Origin of the sequence: Haloarcula sp. JP-L23, from assembly GCF_011602445.1 — an archaeon.
Taxonomy (GTDB): Archaea; Halobacteriota; Halobacteria; order Halobacteriales; family Haloarculaceae; genus Haloarcula; species Haloarcula pellucida.
This window is the reverse complement of the sequence record NZ_CP050014.1, coordinates 97,932-120,638: the sequence shown is the minus strand read 5'-3', so window position 1 is coordinate 120,638 and position 22,707 is coordinate 97,932. Positions and strand designations below refer to the sequence as shown.

25 protein-coding genes and 1 pseudogene are annotated in these 22,707 nt (G+C 65.4%); 10 read left to right on the top strand and 16 right to left on the bottom strand.

Going from position 1 to position 22,707, the window contains the following annotated elements; all coding sequences use genetic code 11:
- The first annotated feature begins 87 nt into the window (after positions 1–87).
- Together G9465_RS00555 and G9465_RS00550 are read left to right on the top strand one after the other, a co-directional pair.
- Entirely contained in the window at positions 88–327 is a 240-nt protein-coding gene (locus G9465_RS00555; RefSeq protein ID WP_166966530.1) for a PRC-barrel domain-containing protein, read from the top strand.
- Entirely contained in the window at positions 328–786 is a 459-nt protein-coding gene (locus G9465_RS00550) for an NOB1 family endonuclease (RefSeq protein ID WP_166966528.1), read from the top strand.
- A gap of 11 nt (positions 787–797) precedes the next feature.
- Here G9465_RS00550 and G9465_RS00545 read toward each other — a convergent pair whose 3' ends face one another.
- The 4 genes from G9465_RS00545 to G9465_RS00530 form a co-directional block, all read right to left on the bottom strand.
- Positions 798–944, bottom strand: a complete 147-nt coding sequence (locus G9465_RS00545; RefSeq protein ID WP_166966525.1) for a CopG family transcriptional regulator — start codon at positions 942–944, stop codon at positions 798–800.
- 74 nt (positions 945–1,018) lie between these two features.
- Positions 1,019–1,813, bottom strand: coding sequence for a CPBP family intramembrane glutamic endopeptidase (locus G9465_RS00540; protein WP_166966523.1), 795 nt, complete (start codon positions 1,811–1,813; stop codon positions 1,019–1,021).
- An 80-nt stretch (positions 1,814–1,893) separates the two neighbouring features.
- The gene (locus G9465_RS00535) at positions 1,894–2,103 is read right to left on the bottom strand and encodes a hypothetical protein (protein ID WP_166966521.1); all 210 of its coding nucleotides are present in this window, start codon (positions 2,101–2,103) and stop codon (positions 1,894–1,896) included.
- A 78-nt stretch (positions 2,104–2,181) separates the two neighbouring features.
- The gene (locus G9465_RS00530) at positions 2,182–3,477 is read right to left on the bottom strand and encodes a glucose-6-phosphate isomerase (RefSeq protein WP_166966519.1); all 1,296 of its coding nucleotides are present in this window, start codon (positions 3,475–3,477) and stop codon (positions 2,182–2,184) included.
- A gap of 88 nt (positions 3,478–3,565) precedes the next feature.
- On the opposite strand from G9465_RS00530, the gene G9465_RS00525 reads away from it, so the two are divergent.
- The 4 genes from G9465_RS00525 (at position 3,566) to G9465_RS00510 (ending at position 7,195) form a co-directional block, all read left to right on the top strand.
- Entirely contained in the window at positions 3,566–4,099 is a 534-nt protein-coding gene (locus G9465_RS00525; RefSeq protein ID WP_166966517.1) for a hypothetical protein, read from the top strand.
- 45 nt (positions 4,100–4,144) lie between these two features.
- The gene (locus G9465_RS00520; RefSeq protein WP_166966515.1) at positions 4,145–4,612 is read left to right on the top strand and encodes a DUF5812 family protein; all 468 of its coding nucleotides are present in this window, start codon (positions 4,145–4,147) and stop codon (positions 4,610–4,612) included.
- Positions 4,613–4,775: 163 nt separating this feature from the next.
- Positions 4,776–5,639: a protein translocase subunit SecF gene (secF, locus tag G9465_RS00515; RefSeq protein WP_166966513.1), complete on the top strand. Its 864-nt coding sequence runs from the start codon at positions 4,776–4,778 to the stop codon at positions 5,637–5,639.
- Positions 5,636–7,195, top strand: coding sequence for a preprotein translocase subunit SecD (locus G9465_RS00510; RefSeq protein WP_166966511.1), 1,560 nt, complete (start codon positions 5,636–5,638; stop codon positions 7,193–7,195). Before secF ends, G9465_RS00510 begins: the two co-directional genes overlap by 4 nt.
- 508 nt (positions 7,196–7,703) lie before the next feature.
- Here G9465_RS00510 and rnhB read toward each other — a convergent pair.
- A complete protein-coding gene (gene rnhB / locus G9465_RS00505) occupies positions 7,704–8,339 on the bottom strand; it encodes a ribonuclease HII (protein WP_166966509.1) in 636 nt (211 codons plus the stop codon).
- Between the two features lie 496 nt (positions 8,340–8,835).
- On the opposite strand from rnhB, the gene G9465_RS00500 reads away from it, so the two are divergent.
- Positions 8,836–9,183, top strand: a complete 348-nt coding sequence (locus G9465_RS00500) for a hypothetical protein (protein WP_166966507.1) — start codon at positions 8,836–8,838, stop codon at positions 9,181–9,183.
- Between the two features lie 102 nt (positions 9,184–9,285).
- Here the strand turns inward: G9465_RS00500 and G9465_RS00495 are convergent, their stop codons facing one another.
- On the bottom strand, positions 9,286–9,426 hold the full coding sequence (locus tag G9465_RS00495; protein ID WP_166966505.1) for a hypothetical protein: 141 nt from the start codon (positions 9,424–9,426) through the stop codon (positions 9,286–9,288).
- 194 nt (positions 9,427–9,620) lie between these two features.
- Between G9465_RS00495 and G9465_RS00490 the strand changes: the two are divergent.
- Positions 9,621–10,876 (top strand): annotated as a pseudogene (locus G9465_RS00490) (RNA-guided endonuclease InsQ/TnpB family protein).
- Between the two features lie 142 nt (positions 10,877–11,018).
- On the opposite strand, the gene G9465_RS00485 reads toward G9465_RS00490, so the two are convergent.
- The 5 genes from G9465_RS00485 to G9465_RS00465 form a co-directional block, all read right to left on the bottom strand.
- Positions 11,019–11,582 carry a hypothetical protein gene (locus G9465_RS00485; protein ID WP_166966503.1) on the bottom strand — a complete coding sequence of 188 codons (564 nt, stop codon included), beginning with the start codon at positions 11,580–11,582 and terminating at the stop codon, positions 11,019–11,021.
- Positions 11,583–12,042: 460 nt separating this feature from the next.
- Positions 12,043–12,858, bottom strand: coding sequence for an IS5 family transposase (locus G9465_RS00480; protein ID WP_166966501.1), 816 nt, complete (start codon positions 12,856–12,858; stop codon positions 12,043–12,045).
- Positions 12,859–12,931: 73 nt separating this feature from the next.
- Positions 12,932–13,153, bottom strand: coding sequence for a twin-arginine translocation signal domain-containing protein (locus tag G9465_RS00475; protein WP_166966498.1), 222 nt, complete (start codon positions 13,151–13,153; stop codon positions 12,932–12,934).
- A 125-nt stretch (positions 13,154–13,278) separates the two neighbouring features.
- Positions 13,279–14,556 carry a tRNA pseudouridine(54/55) synthase Pus10 gene (locus tag G9465_RS00470; protein ID WP_166972817.1) on the bottom strand — a complete coding sequence of 426 codons (1,278 nt, stop codon included), beginning with the start codon at positions 14,554–14,556 and terminating at the stop codon, positions 13,279–13,281.
- A 50-nt stretch (positions 14,557–14,606) separates the two neighbouring features.
- Entirely contained in the window at positions 14,607–15,713 is a 1,107-nt protein-coding gene (locus tag G9465_RS00465; protein WP_166966496.1) for a mechanosensitive ion channel family protein, read from the bottom strand.
- Between the two features lie 97 nt (positions 15,714–15,810).
- Here G9465_RS00465 and G9465_RS00460 point away from each other — a divergent pair, with 97 nt between their 5' ends.
- Together G9465_RS00460 and G9465_RS00455 are read left to right on the top strand one after the other, a co-directional pair.
- Positions 15,811–16,623, top strand: a complete 813-nt coding sequence (locus G9465_RS00460; RefSeq protein WP_166966494.1) for an undecaprenyl-diphosphate phosphatase — start codon at positions 15,811–15,813, stop codon at positions 16,621–16,623.
- 55 nt (positions 16,624–16,678) lie between these two features.
- On the top strand, positions 16,679–17,542 hold the full coding sequence (locus G9465_RS00455) for a CheF family chemotaxis protein (protein ID WP_166966492.1): 864 nt from the start codon (positions 16,679–16,681) through the stop codon (positions 17,540–17,542).
- A 218-nt stretch (positions 17,543–17,760) separates the two neighbouring features.
- Here G9465_RS00455 and G9465_RS00450 read toward each other — a convergent pair whose 3' ends face one another.
- From G9465_RS00450 to acs, 5 genes are read right to left on the bottom strand one after another with little or no spacing between them, the layout of a single operon-like run.
- Positions 17,761–18,000: a hypothetical protein gene (locus tag G9465_RS00450; RefSeq protein WP_227015656.1), complete on the bottom strand. Its 240-nt coding sequence runs from the start codon at positions 17,998–18,000 to the stop codon at positions 17,761–17,763.
- Between the two features lie 3 nt (positions 18,001–18,003).
- The gene (locus G9465_RS00445; RefSeq protein ID WP_166966490.1) at positions 18,004–18,483 is read right to left on the bottom strand and encodes a universal stress protein; all 480 of its coding nucleotides are present in this window, start codon (positions 18,481–18,483) and stop codon (positions 18,004–18,006) included.
- Positions 18,484–18,485: 2 nt separating this feature from the next.
- Entirely contained in the window at positions 18,486–20,165 is a 1,680-nt protein-coding gene (locus G9465_RS00440) for a cation acetate symporter (RefSeq protein WP_166966488.1), read from the bottom strand.
- A complete protein-coding gene (locus G9465_RS00435) occupies positions 20,162–20,620 on the bottom strand; it encodes a DUF4212 domain-containing protein (protein WP_166966486.1) in 459 nt (152 codons plus the stop codon). The genes G9465_RS00440 and G9465_RS00435 overlap by 4 nt, the downstream gene beginning before the upstream one ends.
- Positions 20,621–20,674: 54 nt before the next feature.
- Entirely contained in the window at positions 20,675–22,669 is a 1,995-nt protein-coding gene (gene acs, locus G9465_RS00430; protein ID WP_166966484.1) for an acetate--CoA ligase, read from the bottom strand.
- Positions 22,670–22,707 lie beyond the last annotated feature (38 nt).

Sequence of the window (22,707 nt, the reverse complement as noted above, 5' to 3'; positions counted from 1 at the left end):
TCCCCCACTGCGGCCGCCGCCGATAAAACGCTATCCCGCGTCAGACGCCCCCGTGGCGTTTATATCATTTCGCTCAGAAGGAGACGTATGGCCGAGATACTCGCCGAGAACCTCTCGGGGAAAGACGTCATGGGTAGTGACGGGGCGGAACTGGGAAGCCTCTACAACATCACGATGGACCTCTCCTCGGGGTCGCTGAAACACCTCGTCATCGACCCCGCGGAGTCGGTCCGGAACACCGACTTCGAGTACAGCGATCAGGGCCGCCTGCTGGTCCCGGTCGACCGCGTGAAGGCAGTCAAAGACCACATGATCGTCAAACGGTAGATGTACGTTCTCGATTCGTCGGCGTTTATCAACGAGTACCACACAGACGAGCAGATAGCGACGATTCCGCTCGTCAAAGAGGAGCTAGAGGGGGAGGCGGCCTTTCGCTTCGACGCGCTGGAAGGGTCGGGCATGCACCTCCACATCCCCGAACAGGACACCGTAGAGCGCATCGAACGCGCGGCCCGTGAGACGGGCGACCTCGCGGAACTCTCGGAGACAGACGTCCGCCTCGTCGCCGCCGCCTTCGAACTCGACGCCAGACTGGTAACCGACGACTACGCGATGCAGAACGTCGCCGAGAAACTGGACGTCGCCGTCGACGTCATCGCTCGCGACGGCATCTCCGAACAGCGGGACTGGCTGTTCCAGTGTGCTGGCTGTGGGAGAGAGTTCGACGAGAACCACGACCGCTGTCCCATCTGCGGGAGTTCGCTCTCCCGGAAGAACCCCGCTTGAGTCGTCGTCGCTCAGACCGTCGACTCTTCGACGTCTTCCAGTCCGAGGTCGATGAGTTGCTTGAGGACTTCCTCCTCGGTGATGCCGTAGCGGCGGGCCAGCACCTGAATCGCCCGGGCTTGGCCGTCGTCGCACACGACCGTGAACCGGGATGACATGCCACTACCTCTACGGGCTGAGCGCATAAATACCCGTCAGACACCCGTCACACGGCCGGTAGGAAGGTCCTACCCTACACCGGCAGCGACGTCCCGGTCGTCGCGAGATAGTAGTTCAGGACGAACAGCCCCGCGTTCCAGAGACCGTGGGCCAGCGCCGGGACGACGATGGACTCCGTGTACTCGTAGACCGTGCCGAGGACTACTCCCAGCGCACCCGCGGTGAGGACGTACGTCCACGCGCTTCCGGAACTGATGGCGAAGGCGTGGCCGAGGCCAAACAGCAGACTGGCGAGGACGATACCCGGAACGACCCCGAACGACCGGCGAAAGAGGCCCTGCACGACGCCGCGGAAGACGAGTTCCTCGCCCGGCCCGACCAGCAAGAGCGCGACCGGGACCATGTAGAGGAACAGCGGCGGGTTCTCCCGGCCCGCTTCGATGACGCTGTTCTGGCCGGACTCGACGCTGGTTCCGAACACCGTCTCGACGACGGTACTGAGCACGTCCACGACGACGCCCATCACTATCGCGCCGAGGAAGATGCCGGCGACGCCGACGAGGACCCACCCGGCGTCGCTGAGCGTCGGCGACCGGACGTGCAGGAGCGACTGTTCGTTCCGCAGGCCGACGAAGCCCAGCGCCGCCACGACGAACCCGACGAACGACACGGCGTTGACCGCCGCGTACAGGGACGCGGGCGTCCCAGCGGCGTCTAACGGGAGCGAGACGCCGAACAGCGCCGCTCCGACCTGTCCCAGAAGCCCCGCGAGGAGGAACGCCGCCGCGACGACGGCCAGCGCTCGGACGCCGTTCAGGACGACTGTGCGGCCGTCGGCCACGGAGACGTACGGGGGAGTGAGTGCCATAGCGAGCGTTGCCGTGGGGTAGTCGTCGGGTCCACAAGACCCCACCGATTGGGTGCGTGACGCGGAGCCAACCGACCCCGCTAGCCCGTCCGGTCGTCGATGTGGTGGACGGCGCTCGGCGAGAGTAAGCGGCCGGTCGGGAGCTTTACCCAACCGTTGGCGAGCACTCGCACCGCCCCCTCGTGGAGGACCGTCTCCTGTGCCATGTCCGCGTACACGACGGCGTCTTCGCACTCCTGTACGACGTCGTCGAGGGCGTCGCCCCAGACGGGTTCGTCCGAAATGACCATACTGTGTTGTCTCCCCGACGAGACAAAATAGTGGTGAGGGCTTCGTTCTTCGAAACTACACACCGACTGCGCGTCTCGCTACTCGATGACGTAGCTCGGCCGGTCGGCCACCGTCCGCGTCTCCTCGGTGTCCTCGCCGGCCAGCAGACCGCGAGCGGCCCGCTTACCCCACTCGACGGCCGGCTGGGTGAACGTCTCCACGTCGGCAAGTTCGCCCACGAGAACGCAGGCGGCCTCCATGGCATAGAGCAGTTCGCCCAGACTGGCGGCGTCGAGTCGGTCGAGTTCGAGTTCGACGGCCGGCCGTCCCGCCGCCGAGAGGCTGGCGACCGTGGCGTCGTACTCGGCGTCGAGCAGTTCGCCGAGGTCAGCGCCGGCCAGATACTCCAGTGACTCGTGGCCCGGGTCCGGGACGGGAACGTCGGCCCGTTCGCGCGGGCGGACGACGGTGACCATCTTGTCGCGCGGGCCGGCCCGATACAGTTGGAGTTGGGAGTGCTGGTCGGTCGCGCCCAGCGCTCGTGCCGGCGTCTGGCCGCGGCCGTCCTTCCCGAGGCTCTCGGCCCACAGTTGGGCGAACCACTCGGCGAAGTACTCCAGCCGTTCGGCGTAGGGCATGACGGCGTTGACGCTCGCGCCCCGCTCTTCGAGCGCGTAGGCGACGGCGCCGTAGGCGTACGCCGGGGTGTCGTACAGCGACGGCCCGAGGTCGTCGGCCACGTCACCGGCCCCCGACAGCAGGCTCTCGATGTCGAGGTCCATGATGGCGGCCGGCACCAGTCCGACCGTCGACAGCGCGGCGAAGCGACCGGGCACGCCGTCGGGCAGGGGGAGCGTCGGTAAGTCCTCCTCGTCGGCGAGTTCCCGGAGCGGTCCGGACTCGCCCGTCGTGGCGACGGTCCGCTCGGTCCAGTCGACACCGCGGTCCTCGTAGGCCTCGCGGACGACGAGGAAGTTCGCCAGCGTCTCCGCGGTGGTACCGGACTTCGAGACGACGCTGACGGCCGTGTCGTCGAGCGGCAGGTCCGCGAGCGTTCGCTCGACGTGTTCGGGGTCGACGTTGTCGAGGACGACGTGGCGGTCGGGGTCCGCTGCCAGCGCCGCGGTGATCGTCTTTGCGCCCAGCGCCGAGCCACCGATGCCGACGGTGACGACGTACTCGGCGTCGGCGACGGGTTCGACGGCGTCCCGAATCTGCTGTGGGTCGGTGCGGTCGGGGAGGTTCAGCGCGGCGTAGCCGAACTCGTCGGCCGCGCGGCCGTCGGCGATGGTCTCGTGGGCCGCGGCGACCCGCTCGTCGAGCGCGTCCAGCGCGTCCTCGTCCACGCCGGGGTCGGCGACGGACCCGAGCGCAGCGCCGATGTCTACGTGCATACGCGACCGGTCGCCGGCCTCGTACATATGTCCCGGGGAGTCGCCGTCGAGCGGGGCGTTTAACCCCTCGGTCCCCCAAGGACAGCCGATGACAGACGCGACGCCCGCCGACCACGTCGAGGGGACTCAGGGGTCGTACGACGGGCTTCCCGGCGCGTTCGTCTACGCCGTCCGCACGAGCGAGTCGTGGCTGTTCAAGGGCTACGTCCTGCTGGCGCTCCTCCTGACGGTGGCCATCGCCCTCGTGTTCGTCTTCGGCCTCATCTCGATACTGGCCCAGACCAGCACCGTCCGCGGCGGGACGTTCACCTTCTCCCGGTCGTTCTTCCTGTTCGTCGGCTTGCTCGTCGTCGCGCCCTTGCTGGCACCGGTGTTGCTCGTCGCCCGCCGGCACCGGCGCTCGGCGTCGTCGGTGACCTACGACCGGGGGCTGGCGCTGTCGGCGCTGCTGTTCGTCGCGTCGCTGTACGTCGGTCTGGTGATTTCGGTTCCACCCCAGTTACAGGAACCGACCGGGAGCGCCCTCGTCGCGGCGCTGTATGGCCTCCCGCAGATAGCGGGGCTGGCGCCGCCGCTTGTCGCGGTCGGCGTGATGTACGTCGTCCACAGACTACTGCGGTGAGCCCGGGTCGAAACCCGGAAGAACGCCGATAGCCTATCCTCGCCCATGAGTACGAAAGAGGGCACCTTCCTCGTCACACACGCCGACGGCGAGTCGGCGACGCTGCGCGACGTCGCGGACTCGCAGGTACTGACGCTGTCGGAGAACCCGGGACTGGACGCCGGCAGCGTCGTCGACGCCACCGTCGAACCGGAACCGCCCATGGAGGTGACCTACACCGTCGTCGAACTCCACGCCGAGCGCACCATCCCCGTCGAACACGTCGACTTCGAACCGACGGCACAGGCCACAGACATCGCCGCCGACCAGCCGGTCGGCGACCTGACGACCCGCGAGCGGGCCGGCGAGGGCGAGATTCACGTCCTGACCGTGCCCGAGGAGGACACCGAGGACGCGGCCACGGAGGTCGTCGAGGACGAGGCGACCGTCTCTCGGGCCGCCCGCCTCGGCGTCGACCGGGTCGAGGTCAGGACCGCCGCGGGCGTCGTCAGCGTCCGCTATCTGCCCGACTGAGGCCTGAATCGGCCGTCGCGGCTTCGCCGGGACCCGACTCCGGACTCGGCTCGTTACCCCTCGTGGCTCCCGGTCCGGGTGCGCGCCCCGGCGGGCCGCGAACGGCGCTCCGCCGGCTCTTAGATTGGGAAGGCTTATTCGGAGTCGTGCCACACCCACGGCCATGGTCGAGTTCGAGGTCCCGGAAGTCGATTACACCCAGTACTCCAACCGCCAACTGGTGGCGGTTCCACTGGCTGTACTGTTGGTGGCGCTCATCGTCCTCACGGGCTGGTGGGCTATGACCGGGTCGCCGGTCACGCTCGGCGTCGACTTCAAGGGCGGGTCGGAGGTCACGGTCGAGACGACGCTCTCACAGCAGGAGATACGCGAGTCGTTCGACGAGCCGGTCGTCTCGGTGCAGGGCGTTCAGGGACAGAACAACCAGTACATCGTCACGTTCGACTCATCGAACATCAACGCTATCCGCCAGACGGTCGACAACACCGAGGAGATGGAGCGGCTCCGGAGCGGCACCACCTCGCCGCTGTTTGGCGCCGAGAACCAGCGGCTTGCCGTCGTCGGCGTCGGCGTCGCCTTCCTCGGGATGAGTCTGCTCGCCTTTGCCCTCTTCCGGACTTTCGTGCCGAGCATCGCCATCGTCGTCTCGGCGTTCTCGGACATCGTCATCCCCGTCGCCATCATGAATCTGGTGGGCATCAAACTCTCGCTGGGCACCGTCGCCGCACTCCTGATGCTTATCGGGTACTCCGTTGACTCGGACATCCTGCTGAACAACCACGTCCTCCGCCGGTCGGGCGGGTTCTACGAGTCCACCTACCGGGCGATGCGGACCGGTGTGACGATGACGCTGACCTCCATCGCCGCGATGGCCGTCATGGCCGTCACCGCGACGCTGTTCGGTATCGAGTTGATGGCCTCCATCGGTATCGTCCTCGTGTTGGGGCTGACCGCCGACCTGATGAACACCTACATGCTCAACGTCACGCTGCTTCGCTGGTACAAGTACGAGGGGGTCAACCGATGAGCGCCCTCCGCGAGAACTGGCGCATCGCCCTGCTCGTCGTCCTCCTGCTTGGCAGTGCCGTCGCGCTGTTCGTCCCCGGCGGCGTGCCGGGGACGACGCCCGAGGAGGGGGCCGGCAACGCCTCGAAGGTGAGCAACCTCCAGTACGGTATCCAACTCTCCGGCGGAACGCGTATCCGTGCCCCCATCGTCGGCACGACGGCAGAGGGTATCGACGTGGCGCCGAACCAGACGACCGGGCTCGCACAGAACGTCTCGAACGAACTCGGTGTCGACCCCATCGACGTCGAAGTGCGGCCGGGACAGCGAGGGGAGAACGGCACCGTCGAAGTGTTCACGCGAAACGTCACCGACGATGAACTCCGGGCCGCCATCGAGTCCGAGGGGTACCAGCCCTCGAGGATACGGCCGGGCGTGACACAGGCCACCCGCGAGGAGATGGTCGAGAGCGTCACCGACAAGATTCGGACCTCCGCACTCAGCGGCGGCCGGGTACAGGAGGTCAGTGGGCCCGGTAGTTCACGAAGCTTCATCAGCATCACCGCGCCGGACCGCGAACCAGAGGCGCTCGTCGACATCCTCGAAGAACGCGGTGTCGTCCGAATGTACGCCGTCTACCCCGCGGACAACGGAACCTACGTCCGTGAGCAGGTACTCTCACAGAACGAGTTCGCCGGCGTGGCGTCGGACAACACGCAGGCATACGGTCCGGTCGCCAGAGTCACCGTCGAGCGGAGCACCGCAGAGCGGTTCAGTCGGGACATGGTCGACGCCGGGTTCGGACAGGCGCGCAACTGCGGCAACTACAACCACAGCGACATCCAGCAGACCGAGGGGCGCTGTCTCGTCGCGACGCTCAACGACGAACCGTTCTACGCCCGCGGTGTCGCACCCGGACTCGCGGAGTCGTTCCAGCAGAACACGTTCAAAGACGATCCGGTGTTCGTCCTCCCGGCCGACGACATGGAGATGGCCCGCGAAATCGAACTGAACCTGAAGGCCGGCCGACTACCGGCGCCGCTGAACTTCGAGGACTCGGACCAACTCTCGCTGTCGCCGGCACTGGCCGAGCAGTTCCAGCAGAACTCCGTCGTCACTGGATTGCTCGCCGTCGTCGCCGTCAGTCTGGTCGTCTACATCCGCTACGGTCGACCGGAGGTGGCCCTCCCGATGATCGTGACGGCGCTCTCGGAGGTGTTCATCCTCCTCGGATTCGTCGCGCTGGTCCAGTACCCGCTGAACCTCTCGCACCTTGCGGGGTTCATCGCCGTCATCGGGACGGGGGTGGACGACCTCATCATCATCGCCGACGAGATACTCCAGCAGGGGAAAGTCGAGACCGGCCGGGTGTTCCAGAGTCGCTTCCGCAAGGCGTTCTGGGTCATCGGCGCCGCCGCGGCGACGACCATCGTCGCCATGAGTCCGTTGATGGTGCTCTCGCTAGGGGACCTCTCCGGGTTCGCCATCATCACCATCGTCGGCGTCCTCATCGGCGTCCTCGTCACCCGTCCGGCCTACGGTGACATCCTCCGGAACCTCGTGCTGGACGAGGACTGAACGCCGGCGTCGTCGGCCTCTCTCGGTCGTCTCGTACCCACCCGCCCTCGTTTCACGTCGCCGTAGCGATATTCCTTGGTACTTAGTGACAAATTCATTTAGATTGACTTATAACTCCTCCCGGCGTATGTTCAGGTCCCGTTGGAACGCGGGGACACACTGGACGACGTATCTCAGACTGTCCGTTCAGGACGGAAAGGGATGCGTTGGGGGCAAGAACCGAGCAGTCCGTCACAGGATTCCGAGGTCACCGCTCCGAAGGAGAACCGCCACAGCCCATCGCCGATCCGGCCGGCAGGGTCGGTAGGAAGGTCAAGTACCGGACGTCACGTAAGTGACGCTCGGGAACCCAGCACGTCGGCAAAGGCTGGTGCGAGCCCAGCTAAAGTCCGCAAGGACAAGGCCGGTGCAAGCCCGGCTAAACGCTGACACGAGTGTTGGAAGGGCCGCAGGGGCTGTCGAAAACATCTCCCGTCCAGGTCCAAGCCGCGTTCGCGGGGTTTTCTTCTCAGAACTCGCCGAGCGTCGCCTGTTCGGCCGCCGCGAGGACGTCCTCGCAGGTCGACCACGACGCTCGCGCGCAGTCGGGCAGTTCGCCGTGTTCGTCGACGTAGTCCGCGAGGAACGCTCGCGTCGTCGGGTCGCTCGGATATCCGGACCCGACAGCGCCGTACGCCTCGGAGAGCGACGTGACGTGTGCGTCGCGGGCCACTTTCGCCACGATAGAGGCCGCGCCCACCAGCGGGTCCGTCTCGTCGGCGCCGTGTTCGGCGTCGACGGTCACCGTCGCGTCGACGCGGCCGGCCACGCGGCGACCGAACCGCTCGGCGTCGGTGTCGCCCGCGTCGACGGTCCCGGCGAGGCCGTCCGCCGCGACCCCTGCCAGCGCCTCGCCGTGGGCCGCGACGGTCAGCGTGTTCATGTCCGTCTCCGGGTCGTCGATTCGCTCGACCGGTACCTCGGCGACGGCAACGGCGTCGGCCGTTTCGCGTATCGACTCGTCCAGTCGCTCGCGACGGTCCGGCGCGATGCCCTTCGAGTCGCCCACGCCGTCCGGGAGCGCCGCCGGGTCGGCCCGGACCGCGGCGGCGAACATCGACCCCAGTACGGGTCCTTTCCCGGCCTCGTCGACGCCGAATCGCATGGCTGGTCGGTCTGGGGGCGCGACGATAGTCGTTGTGGTCGCTCCGAATCGACCGAAGCCATCGATGACATCCTCCTCGGAGTAAACGCCGAGGTTTCCCCGCGCTTGGGGTCGGGCTGGCCCCGACTCCAACGGGGGCAAGATTCCCGCCGGACGGCGGTACTCCGGTTCGTGCGTGATGCTTCGGGCCTCGGGAGAGGCGTGGTGTGCTTGGGTATCCGCTCGCACCGCACAGGCCGTGCCATCGGCCCGACTCGGACTCACGTCCAAGCCTCACTTGGGCAGGCTCGCGTTTTTGATGATGGAGGAACGCCAACCCACCTCCAGTTTTCCCGAGTGAGTTGCAGTGACACACGACCCCGGCCATCCTACACGTTGTGTACGTGAGGGTGTTGTCGGATTCATGCCCGGCCTGAACGCCGGGACTCTCTCCTCGAATCAGGTAGCTCACAACTATTCGCAAGATTGACATTCGTGAGCGTATTCCCGACCGACGATGGTCGAACTGGACCGCGTCTACCGGGCACTCGCCGCCGAAGAGCGCCGTCTCGCGCTCGCATGTCTAGACCACCACCGGCAGTTGACGTTGCCCGACCTCGCGGAACTGGTCGTCGAATGCCAGCACGATACGGACGTCACGGCACTCTCGGGCGAACAACTCCGCGATACGTACTTTCGGCTTTACCACACGCACATCCCTATTCTTGAGGAGTGTGGACTGGTCACGTACAGTCAGGAAGCGGATCTCGTGGCCGCGACTGACCGGCTTCAGACGGCGCTGACATCGGTCGCGGAGAACGTCGAGCGCCTGCAGTCGTTTCCGACGGACAGTATCGGCGACTGACGACGCGGTCGAGACCCGTCGGTCACGCGAGATTCGGCCTCACCGGTGACCCGTCCCATCGGTCCGTCCCCACCATTGTCGAGGAGACGATGGTGCGGTCTCTCATTTTTGCCGGCCCGGGGCATCGTTACCCCGTCCGTTATCGCTGCCCGGCGGTCGCCGGAGGAAGGGCTCGAACTTGACGTTGCCGACGACGTCGCTCTGTTCGTCGTCGTCGGCGTCCTGATACAGATACGAGCGCATACCCCCGCCTTCCCGTGAGCGACAAGTGTTCCGACACTCTGTCCGAACCGAGGAGCGAACAGGCGGGGGTCGAGCGGACAGTAGTGTGTGACAGTCCACCGTTCTATTGCAGTCCCAGATTTCCCACCGTTTCACTTTCACTCTGGATCGCTGAGTTATATATCCCTCACAACTGAAAAGTGGAGTACGGCGCGATGGGTGAGGTCACAAAAACGCTCGAACTGAAGCTTGTGGACCCCAACCTCCACAAGCGACAGAAGCTTCGTGAGACGCGGGACGCGTACCAGCAGGCACTTCAAGCCACGTTCGCCGCTGGCTGTGACACACAGTCAGCGGCCAACGATGTGGTTGTCGAGTACGATCTGAGTGGCTACGCGAAAAACGCTCTCAAAAAGTACGTCCCGCAACTCCACGACAGCTACGACGCCGACGAGCTTCACGACGACCATCCGGTGCGATTCACCAACGAAGGACTGCAACTTGACTACCAACCACAGAACGCTATCGAGTGGTACGCCAAAATCCCGCACCACGAGGATTACCACCTCTGGATACCGGCACAGCCCAATCCCGAACAGCGGGAGTGGCTGGAAGCGGTGTACGCAGACGACGCCGAGATGGGTGAAAGTCGGCTGTTCGAGCGGAACGGGACGTGGTATCTCCACGTCACCGCTACCCGCGACGTGGAGGACCAATCTGCGGCGTCCGCCGACGAGCGGACGCCGATAGGCGTGGACATCGGAGAAGCGAGTCTCGTCACGGTGTGTCACCGCGACGAACACGGTTCTCCGACGCGCCCCGAACTGTGGGCCGACGACGGCAAAACCGTTCGTCGGCTCCGCAAGACCTATTTCACAGCCACAAGACGGCTTCAGAAGCGTGGCAGTGAGCGAATCGCAGCGTCCTACGGTGACGCACTGTGGGACCAGATTGACGACGTGTTCCACCGTGTGGCCCGCGAGGTCGTGGCGTACGCCGAATCTGTCGAGAATCCAGTGCTGGTGCTGGAAGACTTGACGTACATCCGCGAGAACATGGACTACGGCGAGTACATGAATCGGCGGTTGCATGGATGGGGCTTTGCCAAGCTCCACGCACAGATTCGCTACAAAGCCGCCGAGAAAGGGATTCCCGTCGAAACGGTGAATCCCCGCAACACGTCGAAGGCGTGCCACGCGTGCGGTGACACGGATACCGGCCACGACAAGCGACGTTCAGATGCTCGAACGATGACTGTTGGGTCGGTGAGTACCAAGCCGACGTGAACGGGGCGATAAACATTGCAGACCGCTACCGTAGTGGAGAGAGTCACCGCCAAAGCGACCGGGCTTCCCGGCAGAAGGCTGGTGCCGATGACTCGGCTACGGATGGGGCCTCTTTGACCGGGCCACAAGACAGCCACACCGATGCTGAAACCCAGCAGGGGACGTGTGGAACGTATGCGTCTTGAAACCAACAGGCCGTGACACTCGGTCTAAAATCCTGTGGTGGGATTCCTCCGCATTCACGCGAAGGAGGAGGTCAATGTACGTGGCTTCCTCGGGCCGTCGGGACTGCCCCACCAGTTGTCCCTCGCGTCGACTTCGGGGTCGTCAGACGGAACTCGTCTCCCGCCATCGGTTCCGTTCCGGTTGTTGAGGCCGACGGCGACGAGGAACTGGTTCGATCTGAACGTGAGCCCGCTCCCGTCGCCGTCGATTTTCACTGCCTCGGGAATATCCCGCCGCGCTCGTGATATCCTCGATGACGTTGCCGGCGATAGTCGTATCTGCAGTCGTGGTGAGGGCCTGGCCTGTGATATTATCGCTAATTCCGATACTGACGCCCTGTGCGAACGTGAAGCCGAAGTCCTCCCCGTCGGATGGGTCGGAGTCGGTGTCGCTTGCCGCGACGAGATCGCGTATCTCGTTGTCGTCGACGTTGACGGCGTCCGTGTTGTGCTGGACGACAATGCCCAGCGACGCGAGGTCGCTCTCGACGCCTTCGATGGTGTTGCTGTTCACCGTCGTATCCGTTACGGTGCCGGGGTCGGCGTTATCGGCGTCGAAGAGGATGCCGTTGGCCGTCGGGAACCCCGAACTCTCTGTCGTCTCCTGATCGAGGTTCTGAATCGTGTTGTTCGCTATCTCGACGCCGCCGTGGTCGCCCTGGCCCACGACGATACCGGCGACGCCCAGTCGGCCCGGTGTCTTCGACGGTGTTGTTCACGATAGTGGCGTCGTCGAAGCCTCGTTCGAGCTTCACTCCGAGCAGGCCATCGGGGTTCGTCACCGTCAGGCCATCCAGCGTCACACCGTCGGCCTCGATACTGACGGCTGCGTTCGTTCCGCCGTCGCCATCGATTGTGGGGTCGCCGTCCGTCTCGATGGTCACTGAGACGTCGACGACGATTGGGTCGTAGGTTGCCTTGTTGAACGCAAGACAGCGTCGGGATAGGGTCAATTTCCCCCAGTCTCACAGCGTCAGAGACGAGTTTTTGAATTCAGAAGATGCAGTAGCGGCCACTCACGGTGTCTGCTGAAGGGTCAAAACTATGGTATCTTGCTCCGTTGGTTCGGTGACGACGGCGATGCCTCTCCCGGATACGTCCGGAGAAAGGGAGCAGGCGGCGAGCCCTTAACTCGCCGCCTGCGTCAGGTTATGGATGATGCACTTCCGTGTCAGCTCCCGGAACTGGCCGTGCCACGTCCGGGAGCGGAGCTTCTCGCCGTCGTCTTCCTTCAACTGCGAGAAGCCGGTTTCACTCATCCAGCGCTGGTTGTAGTCCTGGTTCATTCGGGCGTTGTGGGCCTTTTGCAACGGTGTTTGCTCTCTGTGCTTGATCAACGGTCGCGTTGAGTTGGAGCGACACTCCTCACGGAGGTCGCTCCACGAGTAGTTCGCGTCAGCAGACAGTACACGCAGGTCTTCCGCGTTCCGGCGGAAGACCTGCATCCCGATGTGGCCGTCCCACGCCTTCTGCGTCGTGTAGTGAACGTCCTTGATCGCTAGCGAGTTCACGTCGATCAAGATCGTTGTCTTCATCGACTGGAATGAGTAATTCGCGCGGTCGCGGTAGTGGTAGCTGGTTTGATCGCGCTGGAAGCCGCTCGCGTCAATCGCGGCTTCGCCACTCCAGCCCGCCTGCTCCGCGCTTCGGCGGAGCAGGCGGCGGAGTTCACGCATCCGGTACTCTTGTTCCCACCGGCACAGCGAGCTGTAGTGCGGTGCCTCGTTGAGGCCGAACACGGCGAGAATACCGGGCATCTCGTTGAGGTAGTCTTCAGTCTCACGGAGACTCTTCTCCAGTTCGACACGGTACAGAATCAACGCGATCTGTACCCACTCGGCGTACCCGTCCGCGCCATCCGGCGCGGCGGGTACGTCCGGATCGTCTACGTGTTGTTTGGCAAGGTCCCGACACATCCGTGCGAGCCGTCTGAGCGATGCCATATCGCCAGACGGCGTCCATTTCCCGGTTAGCTTGACGGAATCTTCCCGTAGGTGCGTCTGAGACTGCCGTTAATCAGCGGCAAAACAAGGCATCGTAGGTTGCCGAATCGGTCACTTTGAGCGTGTCGCCGTCGCCGGCGTCGTTGATGGCGCTCTGGAGCGCGTCACCTCCGCCAGAGACAGTGCTGTCTGCGGCCGCCGGCCCGGCGAGCCCGCCGAGGCCCAACACACCGGCCGCTATCGTTCCTCGTTTCAGTACCGCCCGTCGTGAGACACCGGTGTCGGTCTCTCGCATATAAACCAAGCAGGCTACCCCGATCCACTCACGGGTTATAACTACGGCATTCCGTTCAGACGGTGGATACGGGCGTTAGAACGGACTTAATTGCTTCTCCAGAGAGGCCGTCGTCCGTGGCTTCGCTACTCTTTGAGGAACTCGGCCTTCGCGAACGGTTCGTCCTCTCCCTCCACGTCGACGACGTCCAGCGCGGTCACCACGGCGCCGACCCCCAGCAGACCGGACAGACTCGGCTCCGTTCGCCCTTCGTCGCTGGAGACCAGTTCCTTCACGTAGAGGCCGCCCTCGCCGTGGATGCGGATGTCGGCGTGAGTCTCGTCGACCAGTTCGCCGCTGGCGGCGTACACGTCGCGGGTGCGCGTGAGGTCAGCGCGGCGGTGGGCCACCCGCTGTGGCGTCTCCTGTTCGACGGTCGTCCCTTCGAGTTCGTCCAGCGCCTCCCGCAAAGCGTCCTCCGTCACGGGTTCCTCGAACTCGACGTCCATCCGGTAGGTCTTCGAGGCGTCCAGTTCCTTCACGCGTTCGACCATCTCGTGGGTCGCCAGTCGGAGGCCCTCCACCTCGACTTTCCCATCGGCGAACTCGTTGACGTCCGCTTCGAGCGCGTCGGTGTCGACGTCGCGAGTGCGGGGTTCGTCGACCTCGATGACGAACGGGCGGCCGGATTCGAGCATCAGGGCGTCGACGTCCTCGCGGCCGGCACCGTGGAACGTCGCGCCGTCGCCGTCCATGGCCTCCTCGACGACGGGCGCGGTCAGTTGCTCGACGCTCTCGTCGTAGCGGTAGCCGGTGCCGTCACAGCCGTCACAGGGCTGGCCCTGCCAGCGGCCAGTGCCGTTGCAGTCGTTGCAGGGCCACTTCGTCTGGGGGATGTCACGCTTCAGTTTTCGGTACCGGCCGTAGACGAACGCGGAGTTGACGCGCGCGTCGACCTCGTCCGTCGAGAGGTCGAGCGTGAACTGGACCTCCGGCCGGCCGAACTCGACCTCGGCGCCGGTCAGGTCGCCGATTCGCTTGCCCACCTCGCGGTTGAGTTCCGTCTTCAGCGCCTCGCCGGCGTCCTCGTCCAGCCCCACGTCCTCCCGGAGGAGAGCGTCGTTCTCCTCCAGTAACGGCGGGACTTTCGTCCCGACCTGATACGTCGAAAAGTCGTAGCCGCGGACGGCGGTGGCGGCCTGTTGGGCCCACCACTCGATGCGGTCACACTCTCCCTCACAGACCCAGCAGTCATCACCGGCCTCGAAGTCGTCGTCGGCTTCGAGCGCGAGCGTCACCCGTAGCGCGTGGCCCCGTTCGGCGTTGGTCAGCCCGAAACTCCGGTCGGCAAAGAGCCGTCCGAGACAGGCGTCACAGAGTGGCCCGGTGTCCAGCGCGGCCCGCGCGTCCTCCAGTACGGTCATTGTCTGTGCGACGCGGCCGGTCCGTAACTGCGTTTCGACCTCGCTACGTCTCACGCGTCGTCGCGGCCGCTGTCGGTCGGGAATCCCTCCCGGGACTGCTGGAACAGGTTTCCGGGTACGTCCGTCACCGACACCGAGACGTCCCGCTGTGGGAACGGAATCTCGACGCCGGCCGACTGGAAGCGCTCGTAGATGGCGCTGTTGAGGTTGTGGATGGCGCGCGCGTTCAGCGCCGGGTTCGACACCCAGCACAGGAGTTCGAAGTTCAGCGCGGACTCGCCGAACTCCCGGAAGCGAACTCTGGGCTTGGGTCGGTCGATGACCAGTCCCTCTTCCTCGGCCACCGTCGTGAGTATCTCCTCGACGGCGTCGATGTCGGTGCCGTAGGCGACGCCGATGGGAACGCGGATGCGACGCTTTTGCTTCGGGGTGGACTCGTTGACGATGGCGGCGTTGGAGAGTTTCGAGTTGGGGACGGTGACGAGGATGTCGTCGCGGGTCCGGATGACCGTCGAGCGCACGGAGATGTCCTCGACGCGGCCGCGTTCGCCGGTCTCCAGCACGACGTAGTCGCCGACCTTGTAGGTCCCGTCCAGATACAGCGACAGCGACCCGAAGAAGTTCGCCAGCGTGTCACGGGCGGCCAGTCCGACGATGATACCGATGAGGCCGGCCGACGCCAGTAGCGGCGTCGGATTGATGTCCCAGAGGACGAGCAAGAGTAAGACGCTGACACCGGCGACCACCGCGCTCCAGACGTTCTGGAGGATGGGGACGACCTGTCGGTCGATGTAGCGCGTGTCCGTGGCGGCGTTCGAGGCTTTTCGCCCGACCCGCATCAGCGTCACCGCCCAGACGACGATGATGACCGAGAGCGTCCCGGCCTCGAGCGGCACCGCGAGGTCCGGTGAGACGTCGTACACCTGCGTCCCGACGTAGACGCCGGCGACGCTCAGCGTGACATAGAGCGCCGAGTGAACCCCGCGGAGGACGATGTCGTCGACCTCGCCGTCGATACGGGCGGTCACCCGCTTGAGGTAGCGGTCGCCGACGACGCGGACGAGGAATCCGAGAACGAGGCCAGCGATAATCAGTACGGCGAACCCCTGCCACGCGGGAAACGGGGCAAGGAGGTCAGCGACTCCACCCAGTTGCATACCACCTGTTGAACGGCAGCGGTATATATACTGGTGACTCCACACGCTGGAACAGAAGACCGAACCACCTTTGCTCGCGGCTGACCGCCCCGTAACCGTGCATCCGATTCTCGTCGCCGTCCTGTTGGGTCTGTTGCAGGGAGTTCTGGAGTGGATTCCCGTCTCCAGCGAGGGGGGCGTCGCCATCGCGTCGACGGCGCTCGCGGGACTCGACCCGGGCGACGCCACTCGGTTGGCGCTCTTCTTGCACGCCGGGACGGCCGTCGCCGCCGTTGCGTACTACCGCGGTGAAGTCAGGGACGTGCTGGACTCGCTGACTGCCCTCTCCCGGCGTCCTTTCGCCGACGAGACGGCGGACCTCTCCTTTCTCGTCCTCGCCACGATGGCGACCGGCGTCACGGGCCTTCCGGCGTACCTCGCGCTCGATGCGGTCGTCTCCGAACTCGAAGGCGGCCTGTTTCTGGCGTTGGTCGGCGGCTTGCTCGTGTTGACCGGTCTCGTCCAGCGATCCGCCGCCGCGCTGTCGCTGGGCGAGCGCACCCGGCCGGACTGGATCGACGCCATCCTCGTCGGCGGGTTGCAGGGGCTTGCCATCCTGCCGGGCGTCTCCCGTTCCGGGACCACCGTCAGCGCCCTCCTCTTGCGCGGCCACGACGGTGAGTCTTCCTTGCGCTTTTCCTTTCTCCTCTCGATTCCGGCCGCGCTCGCGGCCAACGCCCTCGTCCTCGCCGACACGGGGCTCCCGTCGATAGCGCCGGTCGAAGCCGTCGTCGCCCTCGCGGTCAGCGCCGCCGTTGGCTACCTCACCGTCGACGCCCTCGTCCGTCTGGTGCGGCAGGTCCCGTTCTGGGCGGTGTGTACGGTGTTTGGCGGCCTCGGCGTCGTCGGTGGCCTGCTGGTGGCGCTGTGAGCGCGGTGCTGGAACTTATATAGGTGCCGGCGACAACTCACGGACGACTGCGGCTATGAGTGGTGACGAACGGAAGATACTCGACACGTCCGGCGACTACCAGTACGTCGTCCGGGACGGCGACCCGGTCGCCGACCCGCAGTGGCGCTCCTGCCGGCTTATCGTCACCAACAAACGTCTCGTGCTGGCGACCAACGACGGCAAACAACCGATTCCCCACTCGAAGATAGCGCTCGTGGACGACGAATCGACGGTCCCCGACGGGGTGCCGGCCGACGCCACCGCGCTGAAAGTGGGTGGGAACGTCCTGCTGGTCGACGCGACGTCCCTCGACGACTTCGCGTTCGAGTACTGCCGGGCGACGCTCCACGGCGCGGTCATCCTCGCGCGCCACCCGGCCGTCGTCGGCGGCGTCATTCAGGACGACGCCGAGTGGACCAAGGCCCGCTTCCGACTGGACGACGAGGAGGTCCGCCTGCAGTTCCCCGGCGGCGGGTCGACCGTCTTCGACATCGAGGACGTCGGGACCATCGAGACCAGCGAGAGCACGGTCATGGGCGAGGCGCGTACCGTCGTCGAAGTCGAGCACACCGACGAACAGGACCGGAGCGTCGAGACGCACTTCTCCGGGATGCCCCACCACACGGACGCCCTCGGACGACTGTTCTCACAGGTCGTCGAGCGCCGCTCGGACGACTACGAACTCACCGAGATGGAGAGTCAGGTGTTGATGGCGCTGTACTCCGGCGTCTCGCCGTTCGAGATGGCCGAATTCGTCGGGACGACCCCCGACGACGTCGAGGAGATCTATCAGAAACTGCTCGACGTCGGTGCGGTGGACAAGGTCCGGACCCGGACGGAGGTCAGCCTGAACGCGCAGGGACGGAACATGGCGAGCGAAGCGATGAGCGGGGAGTAGCGAGGGGCACGAACGCAGTGAGTGGCCCTCGAAGCGACGCGGTGACCGAAGGGAACCGCGGAGCAGTAGGGAGCAGCCGAGCGCAGTGAGGGTCCTCGAAACGCGAGGCGGTGGGCGGAACGACCCGCCGAGCAGCCATGGCGCCGACTGACGGCAGGGACCGCCGATAGCGGACGGTGTCACGACGCTTCGGCGGTCGGAAAACGACGAACGAGGGACTAGCCGTCGCCCTCGCGGACGGCCTCCAGCGACGCGAAGAAGCCGAAGTACGCCACGACGCCGCCCAACAGCGTGAGGTAGTAGAGCCACTGCGGACCGCCCGGCAGGAGGTCGAAGACGACGGTGACGACTGTCACCCACGCGATGGCGAACACGAGGTCGACGAACATTCCGGAGCGGTGCTCACGGACGTGCTCGCCGACGGTTTCGAGCAGGCGTTTCCCCGAGACCATAGACATCGGTCAGGCCTCCGCGCCCTCTTCGTGCTCCTCGTGCTCGTCGACCACCAGCACGGGGACGTGCGTCGAGCGCAGAACGCGTTCGGTGACGCTCCCGAGCAGGGCCCGGCGGACGCCCGACCGGCCGTGACTGCCCATCACGACGAGGTCGACGTCCTTCGCGTCGGCGTAGCCGGCGATGACCTCGTGTGGCGCGCCGACCCGGACCTCCTCGTGGACGTCGATGCCGTGGTCCGCGGCGGCCGCCGCGACGATGCCGGTGGCCTCGTTGGCTTTCTCCTCTAGTTCGGTCATCTCGCCGAAGTTGCCTTGCTTGATGCGATCGACTTGCTCGGTGCCGAGACCGAAGTTCACCGCGTCGATGTCGACGACGTACAGCGCGTGCAGTTTCGCGCCGTACTTCTCTGCGAGGTCGACGGCGTGGTCGACCGCCACGTTCGCCGTGTCGCTTCCGTCCGTCGGGATGAGGATGTTCTCGTACATTGTTAGTCGTCAGCGGGCGTCTCGCCGCCGCTGCCGGAGACGATGTCTTCGGCGGTCTGTTGCTGGCCCATCGGTTCGGGGCTGTGACACTGCCGGACCATCCGCTTGGTCTCCATCGGCGGTTCCGGCGTCGCAAGCGAGACGGCGATGGTCACGATGAACACCAGCGGCGTCCCGACCAGCGCGGCGCCGATAGGCGGCACGTACTGTGCGTAGATGGGGACGAGCGCCTGCCCGGAGCCACCGGCGATGTTCGCAAGCGCACCGATGTAGGCCGGCAGGACGCTGTTGATAATCGACGTGATCCACAGCAGGAGGCCGACGGACATCCCCGCCAGCGCCCCCTGTCGGTTGGTGTTCTCCCACCAGAGGCCGAGGAAGAACATCGGGAACAGCACGGTCCCCGCGAGCGAGAACGCGTAGGCGACGAGTTCGCCGATGAGCGCCGGCGGGTTGAACGCGGTCACCGTCACGAGTGCGCCGATGGCGACGATGGTCGCGCGGCCGATGAGGACTTGTTGGCGCTGGGTCGCGTCGGGGTTGATGAGTTCGGCGTAGATGTCGTGGGCGACGGCCGAGGAGGCCGTGATGAACAGCCCCGCGGTCGTCGCGATAGCTGCGGCCATCGCGCCGGCCGCGACGAGGCCGACGAACCACGTCGGGAGGTCGGCGAACTGCGCGGCGAGGACGACGATGACGTCACCTTCCGCGCCGGTCATCGCCTGTTCGCCCGTGAAGACGGCGTCCGGCGAGATGTTGTTGACCTGCGCGAACAGGTCGACGCCGAACGCGGCCATCGCGGGGGCGGCCCAGTACAGCAGGAGGATGAAGAACAGCCCCCAGACCGTGGACCAGCGCGCGGTTCGTTCGCTCTTGACCGTGTAGAACCGCACGAGCACGTGCGGGAGGCCACAGGTCCCGAAGATGAGCGAGAACGCCGTCGCGATCCAGAGGTAGTACGAGGCGTTCCGGAACGGGGCCGAGAACTCTCGGCTCAGGTCGTTGATCAGCATCCCGTACTCTATCTGCGGGAGAATCGTCGAGTACCCCTGCGTGAAGCCGACGACGTAGACGCCGGCGAGGAACGCGACGATGAGGATGACGTACTGCACGGCCATGTTCTTCGTCGCACCCAGCATGCCCGAGAGCGCGAGGTAGCCGACGGTGATGGTCATCATCACGATTATCATCGGGACGATGTCCAGCCCGAAGACGTACTGGCCGACCAGCCCCATGCCGCGGGCCTGTCCGACCGAGTAGACGTACGCGATGAGCAGCGTCGTAAAGGCCGCCAGCGCGCGAGCCGTCGGCGAGTTGAACCGGTCGGCGACGAAGTCCGGCGCGGTGTACTTCCCGAAGCGGCGCATCTGCGCCGCGAGGAAGATGAGCAGGACGAAGTAGCCGGTGGTCCAGCCGACGATGAACGCGAGGCCGTAGAAGCCGGCCAGCGCGACCAGGCCGGCCAGTCCGAGATACGACGCCGCCGACATCCAGTTGGCGCCGATAGCCATCCCGTTCTCGATGTTCCCGATGCCGCGGCCGGCGACCCACATCCCCTCGGTGTCGGCCACCTTGAACACGTAGCCGATGACGAGGAACGACGCCATCATCAGGAAGACGATGATGGCCGGCACGAGTTTGAACGAGATGTCGAGCGCCTCGGCCTGCAACGGAATCGTCACTGGTCGACACCCCCGTCGGTGGCCGTCGCCTCGCCGGCCTCGCTGCTTTCACCCTCTTCGGGGCCGCCGGTGCTGTGGTCGATACCGTACTTCTCGTCGAGTTTGTCCCGCTGGCGGGCGTACACCGCCGCGAGGATGAGCGCGCCGGTCGGCGCGCCGAAGGCGACGAGGAAGTAGTGCAGCGGGAAGCCGATGACCGGCATCGTCGCCGTCATCGCGCCGGGGGCGATGGCGGTCAGCGTCACCGGCCCGAAGACGATGAGCGCCCAGACGATGAAACTCGTCCAGACGAGTTTGAGGTGATCCCGCATGAACGCCGTGCTGGGGCTCAGCAGGTTCACCTCCTCGTCGAGGTAGTTCGTGTTCTGGTGTGCCTGTGCGGCTTGCGTGGCGGTGCCGCCGTCCGTCTGGACTGACGGCCGCCCGTCCGAGTCGTGGGTGTCTCTGTCTGCCATGGTTGTGTCCGTGGTTTCGCTGTGGGGGGTGGTCTGCTGGAAAAGCGGTGCTGCTCAGTCGCTGCCGACCTTCGACTGGATGTCGCTTACCACGTCCGGGTTGCGGAGCGTGCTGGTGTCACCCAGTTCTTCGCCGTTGGCGATGTCTTCGAGGAGTCTGCGCATGATTTTCCCGGACCGAGTCTTGGGGAGTTCAGGGGTGAAGATGACCTGTTCGGGCCGGGCGATGGGGCCGATGGCGTCCTCGACGCCCTCGATTATCTCCTGCCGAAGTTCATCGGTCTCCTCGTAGCCGTCCTCGGTGATGACGTAGGCGTAGACGGCCTCACCCTTGATTTCGTGTTTGCCGCCGACGACGGCGGCCTCGGCGACCCCTTCGACGCCGACGATGGCGCTCTCTATCTCCATGGTCCCGAGGCGGTGGCCGGAGACGTTCAGCACGTCGTCGACGCGGCCCAGCACGGTGATGTAGCCGTCCTGATCTATCTTCGCGCCGTCTTCCGGGAAGTACACCCAGTCGGCCGGGTCGTCGCTGTCGATGTCGGAGTACTCGCGCCAGTACTCGTCGATGAACCGCTCGTCGTTGTTGTACAGGGTCCGGAGCATCCCGGGCCACGGTTTGTTGACGACGAGGTAGCCGGCCTGTCCCGCCTCGACGGGACTGCCGCTCACGTCGACGATGTCGGCGCTGATGCCCGGCAACGGCGGGCCGGCGGACCCGGGTTTCATGTCGCCGACGCCGGGGAGGGTCGTCAGCATCATGCCGCCCGTCTCGGTTTGCCACCACGTGTCGACCACCGGGCAGGACTCGTCGCCGATGTGCTTGTAGTACCACTTCCACGCCCGGGGGTTGATGGGTTCGCCGACGGTGCCAAGCAGTCGCAGACTGGAGAGGTCGTGGCTGTCGGGGTACTCCTCGCCCCACTTCATGAAGGCCCGAATCGCGGTCGGCGCGGTGTACAGTTGGGTCGCCTCGTACTCCTCGATGATTTCCCAGAGACGGTCCTTGTCGGGGTAGTCGGGGGTCCCCTCGTACATCATCGTCGTCGTCCCGAGTGCGAGTGGCCCGTAGACGATGTAGGAGTGGCCGGTGATCCAGCCGATGTCGGCAGAACAGAAGTAGGTGTCCTCGGGTTTGACGTCGAGTACGGCCTGAGAGGTCCACGCGGCGTAGGAGAGATAGCCACCGGTGGTGTGTTTCACGCCCTTCGGTTCGCCCGTCGTGCCCGAGGTGTACATGAGAAAGAGCATGTCCTCGGCGTCACGGGGGACTGGGTCGACCGTCTCGCCCTCGTGGTCGGCAACGAGGTCGTCGAAGGCCACCTGGTTGTCGGCGTAGTCGTGGTCGAAGCCGTCACCGTCACGAAGTCGCTCGGCGACGGCGACCGTTTCGACGCCGTGGTCGACGCCCGCTAAGCCCTCGTTGGCCTTCGAGAGGTGGTCGAGGGGGTCGCCGCGGCGGTAGTAACCGTCACAGGTGACCAGATACTCGGAGTCGGCGGCGTTCATCCGTGTCGCCAGCGCGTCGGCAGAGAACCCGGCGAACACCACCGAGTGCGGCGCGCCGATGCGGGCACAGGCCAGCATCGCGATGGGCAACTGCGGTATCATCGGCATGTACATCGTGACGACGTCGTCCTCGGAGACGCCCTCCGCCCGGAGCGCGGCCGCGAACTCGTTGACCTCGCGGTGGAGGTCCTCGTACGTGTACGTGATGTTGTCTTCCTCGACCGGTTCGCCGACCCACTCGATGGCCGCCTCGTCGCCTCGCTCGTCCAGATGCCGGTCCAGACAGTTCGCCGAGGCGTTCAGCGACCCGTCGGTGAACCACTCGTAGAACGGCGGGTTCGAGTCGTCGAGTACCTGGTCGTAGTCCTCCTCCCAGTCCAGCAACTCGGCGGCCTGCTCCCAGCACTCGGGCCAGTTCTCCTCGAACTCCTCGTAGATACCGGGGTCCGAGACGTTCGCCTGTTCGACGAACGACGCCGGGGGCTCGAAGACCTCCTGTTCTTCGAGTCGCGCTTCGAGTTGAACGTCATCATCTGACATGGTCTATCACCCACAATCAACGGGTCACTGATAAACGG